Below are 6,530 nucleotides of genomic sequence, written 5' to 3' on the forward strand. Positions count from 1 at the left end.
GCTAGTCGCTGTTGTCCAGTAGGCGTCGCAGCAAGTGCATGGCCACCGTCGTCGAGCGCTCCCGGATATCCGAGCGGTTGCCGGGTAGCCGCAGTGTGCGGGTATCGGTCCGGCCGGCGGCCGTCACGCTGAAGCAGACTGTGCCCACCGGCTTTTCCTCGGTCCCCCCGCCCGGGCCCGCGATTCCGGTGATCGCGATCGCGGTGTCGGCGCCGAAGCGTTGCAACGCACCCGCGGCCATTGCCTCGGCCACCGGCTCGGACACCGCGCCGTGCGCGTCGATCAGCGCGGGGTCGACGCCGAGCAGCTCCACCTTCGCCTCGTTCGAGTAGGACACGACGCCGCCGGCCACGTAATCCGACGACCCGGGCCGGTCGGTCAGCCGCGCGGCCAGCAGGCCCGCGGTGCAGGACTCCGCCGTCGCGATCCGATGGCCGGCCAGCAGCTGGGCCACCAGATCGTCGACGCGCGAACCGTCCTCGGAGTACAGCTGATGCCCGTGCCGCTCGCGCAGCAGCTTGGTCAACTGCGCGTACGCGTCCGCGGCGTCCGGCTCGTAGCGGGTGACCATCTCGATCTCACCGCGCCGCAGGCAGGTGGTGATCTCCAGTTGTTCGAAGCCGGGCACGGCCGTTTCGGCGTCGCGCAGCGTTTCGGCCAGTCCCGACTCCGGCAGCCCGAACATGCGCAGCATCTCCTGCCGATAGACGGTCCGGCCGGCGATCGCCTCCTGCGCCGCGGGCGTCTCGATGGCGGTGTGCCACATCGGCTGCAGCTCGCGCGGCGGACCCGGGAGCACGATCACCGTCGGCTTGCCGGGCACGACGACGCCGGGAGCGGTCCCCACCGGGTCGAGCACCTGCGCCCCGGCCGGCACCATGGCCTGCTTGCGATTGGCTGCCCGCAGCGACTCGAAAGTGCCGGGATCCAAGGCGGATTGGAACGCGGGGTTGCGGCCCATCAGCTTCTTGAGGATGTTGGCGATCTTCTCCTCGACCTCGGCGTCCAACACCAACTCGCGCTCGCAGAAGCGCGCGACCACCTCGACGGTCATGTCGTCGGCCGTCGGCCCCAGGCCCCCGCTGGTGACGATCAGGTCCACGCCCTGGTCGGCCAGGAACCTCAGCTGCGCTTCGATGTCGGCCGGCCGGTCACCGCAGATGGTGATGTGGCCCAGCTCGACGCCCAGCTCCAAGAGGCGATCGGCGATCCAGGGGCCGTTCGCATCTTGAACCCGACCGGTCAGGACCTCGGTTCCGGTGACAACGATTCCTGCGCGTGTGCTCACCGCCCCGAGCCTACGCATCGGCTCCGAGGACGTTCGTCCGGAAGCCTAACGGCTCAGGTCGGTACAGCTAGCCCTCGGAAAGGTAACGCTCGACGGTGGCGACCTTCTGCGTCATCGCGTCGGTCGTCCCGGCGCGCCAGTCCGCCTTGATCACCGTGCTGACCCTGGGCGCCCGGGCGGCCACCGCCTCGACCGCACGCTGCACCACGGCCATGACCTCCGCCCAGGTTTCGCCTTCGATGACGGTGAACATCGCATCCGTCTTGTTGGGCAGCCCGGAATCGCGCACCACCCGAACCGCTTCGGCGACGATCTCACCGACCCCCTCGCCCACCCCCATTGGGGTGACGGAAAACGCGACGAGCACAGACATTCATCGAGCGTACCCAAGATCCGCGGGGCCGGTCTGGCACCATCGAGGCCCATGCGGGTGTTGGTGCAACGGGTTTCGTCGGCAACGGTCTCGGTGGACGGCGCGGTGGTGGGCGCGATCCGGCCGGCTGGTCAGGGCCTGTTGGCATTCGTCGGTGTCACCCACGGCGACGACGGCGACAAGGCGCGACGGCTCGCTGAGAAGCTCTGGCAGCTAAGGATTCTCACCGACGAACGCTCCGCGGCCGATGTCAACGCGCCCATCCTGGTCGTGAGTCAGTTCACGCTGTACGCCGACACCGCCAAGGGTCGCCGCCCGTCGTGGAACGCGGCCGCTCCAGGAGCGGTCGCCGAGCCGCTGGTGACGGAGTTCGCCGAGGCGTTACGGCAGTCGGGCGCCGAGGTGCAGACCGGGGTGTTCGGGGCGAACATGCAGGTCGAGTTGGTGAACGACGGTCCGGTGACGGTGCTCTTGGAGCTGTGAGCCCGCCCCCACGGGTACCGTGGACCCGGCGGCTTGTCGTCGCCGGCGCCGACGGGAGGGCAACCATGAGCACGACACCCGAATTCGGGTCACTCCGTTCCGACGACGACAACTGGGACATCGTCAGCAGCGTGGGGTATACGGCGCTGCTCGTCGCGGGATGGCGAGCGCTGCACGCCGTGAGCCCGCGACCGCTGGTGCGCGACGAATACGCGAAAGTCTTCATTGCCGCCTCGCAGGACCCGTATCTGGCGAGTGTGCTTGCCAACCCCGGTACCTCCGACGACGAGACGGCCTTCCCGCGCCTCTACGGAGTCCAGACCCGCTTCTTCGACGACTTCTTCGAGGCCGCGGCAGCCGCGGGCATCCGGCAGGCGGTGATCGTAGCCGCCGGCCTGGATTCTCGGGCGTATCGGCTCCAATGGCCGCAAGACACAAGGGTTTTCGAAGTCGATCTCCCGAAAGTCCTCGAATTCAAGGCCCGCGTCCTCGGCGAACAGGGCGCGACCCCGAAGGCCCGTCGCGTCGAGGTCGCCGCCGATCTGCGTACCGACTGGTCACGGCCGTTGGAAGCGGCCGGGTTCGACGTGGAGACCCCGAGCGCCTGGTCGGTGGAGGGGCTGCTCCCCTACCTCACCGACGAGGCGCAACACGCGCTTTTCACCCGGATCAGCGGGCTCAGCGCGCCGGGCAGCCGGATCGCCATCGGCGCGCTGGGATCGCGACTGGACCACGACCAGCTCCACGCCCTGGAGGCGAGCCACCCCGGGGTGAATGTGTCCGGCAATGTGGACTTTTCGGCCCTGACCTATGAACCCCAGTCTGACCCCGCGGAGTGGCTCGCGGCCCACGATTGGGCCGTCGAACCCGTCCGCAACACGCTCGACCTACAGGCCGGCTACGGCATGACCCCGCCTGACGTCGACGTCAAGATCGACAGCTTCATGCGGTCCCAATACATCACGGCGACCCGCTGACCACCTAGGGCTTCAGCAGGATCTTCACGTCGTCGCCCGAACGCGACTCCGCCGTCGCGTAGCCCTTGGCCGCCTCGTCCAACGGCACTGTGGTGGTGAAGATCCCGTCGACGTCGAGCCGGCCCGACTGCAGCAACGGAATCAGTTCCGGCCAGGTGCGCTGCACCGGTGCGGTGGTGAACCGCACCGTCGTGCTGCGGATCAGGCAGCCCAGCGCGTTGAGGGGAAACGGATTCATGTCGTGCACGCCGACCACCGAGACTGTGCCGCCGGGCCGGACGGCGTTGATCGCCTCGGTCAGGGAGGCGTCCGTCGCGACGGCGTCGATCACCGCGTCGGCGCCACGGCCGCCGGTGGCGGCCAGGATCGCCTCGAGCGCGGGCGCCTGCACCGGCGTCGCGCCCCACTGGGCGGCCCGCTGTAGCCGGCCTTCGACCTGATCGACCGCGTAAACCGTTGCGGCACCTTGAAACAGCGCGCTGCGCAGCGAGCACAGGCCGACCGCGCCCAGGCCGATCACTGCCACCGTGCCGCCGAAGGGAATGTCGGCCCGCTGCGCCGCGGCCCAGCCGGTGGCCAGGTTGTCGGTGAGCAGCAGTGCCTGTTCGGTGCTGATGCCCTCGGGCATCTTCAGCAGCTGGAAATCCGCGGCGGGCACGGCGAGCAGGTCGGCCTGCGCGCCGCCGAGCACGCCGCCGCCGAAGATCTGAAATCCGGAGTGACACATCACCGGATCGCGGGTGGCGCAGCCCGCGCACGCGCCGCAACCGGTGACCGACGAGACCATCACCTGATCGCCGACCTTGACGTCGCGCACCTGCGGCCCGGCTTCCACGACGGTGCCGACCGCTTCGTGGCCGAGCGCGATCGGGTCGGGCATCGGAAAGTCGGCCTCATAGAAGTGCAGGTCGGATCCGCAGATGCCCGCGGCGCTCACCTCGACGATCGCTCCGTCGGGCCCCGGAAGCGCCGGATCGGGGCGGGTGTCCACCCGAATGCTGCGGGGCCCGTCGACGACTACGGTGCGCATATTGACGTGCTCACTTTCCCTGTCGCGCCGAATCTTTCGTTCGGACTACAAACTGTGACCAATCGGGCTCGCGCACCGCCGACCAGTATTCGTTGAGACGCCATGGGCTCACCGTGTGGATCTCCCCGTCGGCGTTCTTGAAATACGAATGCTTGACCGCCGGATGCGACCACACCATCTTCTTGATCTGGGTCTGCGTCCGCCGGTGCCAATCGGTGGCGGTCTCGGGTTTCGGTTCGAGCGAATGCACGCCGGTTTCGGCCAGTCGAGCCAGGCACTGGTCGATGTAACGCATTTGCAACTCCGACTGAAATATGAGGCTGCCGCCATGGGCCAGATGAGTTCCCGGGCCGTAGACGATGAAGAAGTTCGGGAACTCCGGCACCGTGATGCCGAGGTAGGCGTATGGCCGGCTCCCCCACATCTCATGCAGATCGGTGCCGTTTCGGCCGGTGACCTTCAGCGGCCAGAGCACGTCGGTGTGCCGAAACCCGGTGGCGTACACGATGACGTCGACGTCATGAGCCACACCGTCACCTGTGACGATGCCGTTTGGCGTAAGCTTGTCGATGGGTGTGCGGACCAATTCGACGTTGTCGCGCTGCAGCGTTCGCAGCCAACTGCCGTTGTCCTGCAAGGTGCGTTTGCCGCAGGCGGGATAGTCCGGCATCACCTTGGCCAGCAACTCGGAATCCTCGCTCACCTGACTGGTGATCCACTGCGAGAACATCATCTGGGCGGCGGCGTTGATGTCGCTGACGGCGTGCTCCTGGTCGGCGTAACCCGGGTCACCCTCGGCCGCGTCGAGACCCTTGTCGGAGCCGGGCCAGAGCACCAGGAAGCGATACCACCTGCCGTAGAACGGAAGATGGCGCATCGCCCAGCGCACCCCGTCGCCGACCTCGTCGTGATACATCGGGTTCGGGAACATCCACTGCGCGGTCCGCTGAAACACGGTGAGGTGCTCCACGTCCTCAGCGATCGCGGGGGCGATCTGGAATCCGCTGGCGCCGGCGCCGACGAGCGCGACCCGCTTGCCTTTGAGATCTACCGAATGATCCCAGGCCGCCGAGTGAAATGACGGCCCCGCGAAGGTGTCCGCGCCGGCGAACTCGGGGATGTTCGGACGGTTCAGCTGCCCGACCGCGGTGATGAGCGCGCGGGCGCGCACGGTGGTCGCCCGACCGTCGGACGAGCGCAGCGAAACGCTCCACGCGCCGTCGTCGTCATTCCATTCGGCCGCGAGAACCTCGGTCCGCCAACGCACATGGTCTGCCAGGCCGTGTTTGTCGATGACCTTGGTGAAATAGTCTTGCAGCTCGTATTGCTCGGCGAAGAAATGCGTCCAGTCGTTGTTGGGCTCGAAGCTGTAGCAATAGAAATGGTTCGCCACATCCACCCGGGCGCCGGGATAGCTGTTCTCCCACCAGGTTCCGCCGGGGCCCGCGTTCTTCTCGATGATGGTGAACGGGATGTTGGCCTGCTTGAGGCGCACGCCGGCCAGGATGCCCGATTCGCCGCATCCCACGACCAGGACCGGAAGTTCGGCGGTGCGCTCGGCGGGCAATGTGGCGGGCCGGCGAGGGTCGACGCCGTCGAGGTCGAGCTCTTCGGAGATCAGCGACAAGTAGTCGTCGGGCACGTGTTCGCAAGCCGCCCAGTCCATCATCTCCCTGATGAGTTCGGGGCTCAGCGGCTGCGGTTCGGGGCAACCGCGGTCGCGATACTCGGTGATGACCGACAGCGCCTCGGCGCGCGCCCGCGCCTTGTCGTCCTCTGACATGAACCCCTGGACCTCGTTGAGAAAGATGCCCATCTGCTTGAAGTCGCGGATGAACCGTGGGTCGCCGGTGATGTGGACGAGCGAGAGCAACAGCGTGGGAATGCTGACATCCTCTAGCGCGGCGGCGATCTCGGGTGTGGATGTGGTGAAGGGATCGCCGGCGTAGCGGCTGCGCATCACGGGAGATCCTCTCGGTGGCTTGGTAGCCAATTACGCTACCCATAGTTTCGTAATTGGCAGCACTACGCTACCCGGTCGCTCGGCGCGGGATCAAGGCGTTCGCAGCTACGGATCGTCGCCGCTAGGGATCGTCGTCGTCCTCATCCGCGAGGACCCTTTCGGGGTGGTGGAAGGTGTTGGCGCGGGGTTGGCCGCGGTCGAGGTGTGGTGGTGGGATCCATTCGGTGTCGCCGTTGGCGGTTTTTTGGGTGGTCCAGCCCTTCTCGAGGAGGCGGTGGTGGGGTCCGCAGGCCGGGTGAGTTGGTCGATGTCGGTGCGGTGAGTCTTGACCCAGTCTTGGACGTGGATGCTCCTATGCAGCGTCAAGTGTGTCGAGTGATGGGTTGAGGTCGGCTTGGAGGGCTCGGTAGAGCTCG

The 6,530-nt window shown here is 67.2% G+C and carries 5 protein-coding genes and 2 pseudogenes; 2 read left to right on the top strand and 5 right to left on the bottom strand.

The genetic code is table 11. The features are described 5' to 3' along the window. Nucleotide 1: 1 nt before the first annotated feature. Together A5624_RS06495 and A5624_RS06500 are read right to left on the bottom strand one after the other, a co-directional pair. Nucleotides 2-1,306: a competence/damage-inducible protein A gene (locus tag A5624_RS06495; RefSeq protein ID WP_066863324.1), complete on the bottom strand. Its 1,305-nt coding sequence runs from the start codon at nt 1,304-1,306 to the stop codon at nt 2-4. A 49-nt stretch (nt 1,307-1,355) separates the two neighbouring features. Beyond that, complete coding sequence (locus A5624_RS06500) at nt 1,356-1,661, bottom strand: MTH1187 family thiamine-binding protein (RefSeq protein ID WP_066863327.1); 306 nt, start codon at nt 1,659-1,661, stop codon at nt 1,356-1,358. Nucleotides 1,662-1,712: 51 nt separating this feature from the next. On the opposite strand from A5624_RS06500, the gene dtd reads away from it, so the two are divergent. Both dtd and A5624_RS06510 read left to right on the top strand, forming a co-directional pair. Continuing rightward, entirely contained in the window at nt 1,713-2,144 is a 432-nt protein-coding gene (gene dtd / locus A5624_RS06505) for a D-aminoacyl-tRNA deacylase (protein WP_066863330.1), read from the top strand. Between the two features lie 65 nt (nt 2,145-2,209). After that, nucleotides 2,210-3,121 carry an SAM-dependent methyltransferase gene (locus A5624_RS06510; RefSeq protein WP_066863333.1) on the top strand — a complete coding sequence of 304 codons (912 nt, stop codon included), beginning with the start codon at nt 2,210-2,212 and terminating at the stop codon, nt 3,119-3,121. On the opposite strand, the pseudogene A5624_RS06515 reads toward A5624_RS06510, so the two are convergent. The 3 genes and pseudogenes from A5624_RS06515 to A5624_RS28935 all read right to left on the bottom strand — a co-directional run. Beyond that, nucleotides 3,032-4,151: pseudogene (locus tag A5624_RS06515) on the bottom strand (alcohol dehydrogenase catalytic domain-containing protein). The gene A5624_RS06510 and the pseudogene A5624_RS06515 overlap by 90 nt on opposite strands. Nucleotides 4,152-4,161: 10 nt before the next feature. Further along, nucleotides 4,162-6,111, bottom strand: coding sequence for an NAD(P)/FAD-dependent oxidoreductase (locus A5624_RS06520; RefSeq protein ID WP_066863339.1), 1,950 nt, complete (start codon nt 6,109-6,111; stop codon nt 4,162-4,164). 124 nt (nt 6,112-6,235) lie between these two features. Further along, nucleotides 6,236-6,530, bottom strand: a pseudogene (locus A5624_RS28935) (hypothetical protein); the annotation flags it as partial.

Source organism: Mycobacterium sp. 1482292.6 (assembly GCF_001672995.1).
Taxonomy (GTDB): domain Bacteria; phylum Actinomycetota; class Actinomycetes; order Mycobacteriales; family Mycobacteriaceae; genus Mycobacterium; species Mycobacterium europaeum_A.